Annotated in this window: 1 protein-coding gene; it reads left to right on the forward strand. The window is 65.4% G+C overall.

All coding sequences use genetic code 11. The annotated features are described in order from the left end of the window. Positions 1–144: 144 nt before the first annotated feature. Complete coding sequence (locus QRO95_RS25210) at positions 145–900, forward strand: tetratricopeptide repeat protein (RefSeq protein ID WP_049401576.1); 756 nt, start codon at positions 145–147, stop codon at positions 898–900. The last annotated feature ends 383 nt before the right edge of the window (positions 901–1283 follow it).

Raw genomic sequence — 1283 nt, forward strand, 5'->3', positions numbered from 1 at the left:
CACACGCCGAAGCTCCTCGGCAGCCTCCGTTGTGTCTCACAGACAGCAATTCGCGTCACGCGTCACGCCGGGTCGCGCCCACCCCATTGGCGCCCCACCCCACGCCTACTATAGTGCCACCCCTTACAAGGACGAGGCGCGCACATGCCCTACATCGGAATCGGACTCCACGTACTGGCGGCCATCTACTTCGCGGTGCACGCCATCCGCTCGGGTCAGAGCCTCTATTGGCTCATCCTGCTCTTCTCGTTCCCGCTGCTCGGCAGCGTCGTCTACTTCCTTGCGATCTACTTCCCGGAAGCCCGCAACTCGCGCGGAGCGCGGCAGGCAATCCGCTCCGCCAAGCAGCTCATGGACCCGGGTCAGGACCTGCGCAACGCACGCGCTGAGCTGTCGCGAACGCCCACCGTGCAGAACCGGGTTCGTCTTGGCATGACGCTGCTGGATGCCGGCCAGGCGGAGGAAGCCAGAACTCTGCTTGAGCAGGCGGCCAGCTCGCCACTGGGCGACGACCCTTACATCCTTACCGGCCTGGCGCGTGCCCGCCTCGAGTCCGGGCATGCCGCACTTGCAGTGGAGACGCTGGACGGCCTGTTCGCCCGCCACCCGGACGTGCGCCGCAAGCCGGAACAGACCCTGCTCCATGCGCAGGCGCTGGCTGCTGCACAGGCACCTGGCACCCGCGCCGCGTTCGAGCGCGCCGTGGAATGTGGAAATGATGCGGCCGCCCGCTGCCTGTACGCCGAGTGGCTGATGGCACAACCGCAGCCTGCTGACCGTGAGCAGGCTCGCAGCCTGTTCGCCAGCATCATCGACGATGCCCAGCATTGGTCGCGCCATGCGCGCAGCCACAATGCCGCATGGCTGGAGCGGACCAAGGCCGCGTTGAAGGGCTACTGACGTCTGGCAGCCTTTGGCAATCCTGTCGCATCCGCCTCGCTCATGGCTCCGCCGGGCGGATGCCGACACTGGTCAGGCTTGGACCGCCGACATCGCCGACAGCCTTACAGCGCAACGTTCCAGCCTCATTGCGCCGTATGCAACGATTCTGAAAATGTTGAAAGTGGTGTCGGCATCGGCCTTACTGCATTGGCATCACGCATAGGTCCGCGTATTCCTTGCCGTGCCACCGTGCATCGGTGGTCGGGATTCGAAACCCCGGTTCTACGCTGAAGTAAACGCTTGCCAGCCGGCATCACCCATCAGGTGGTGCCGGCTGGCAATCCGTCGGCCGGCTATGGCGGGCGGTGCGCGGAGGCCTTGTGCCTGCCGGTTTTAGCGTA

Origin of the sequence: Stenotrophomonas maltophilia group sp. Smal13 (assembly GCF_030236855.1) — a bacterium.
In the GTDB taxonomy this organism is placed as follows: domain Bacteria; phylum Pseudomonadota; class Gammaproteobacteria; order Xanthomonadales; family Xanthomonadaceae; genus Stenotrophomonas; species Stenotrophomonas maltophilia_A.

Bases quoted from the DNA above. Each gene is read 5' to 3' on its own strand.
- QRO95_RS25210 (WP_049401576.1), top strand. From the start codon at position 145: ATGCCCTACATCGGAATCGGACTCCACGTACTGGCGGCCATCTACTTC.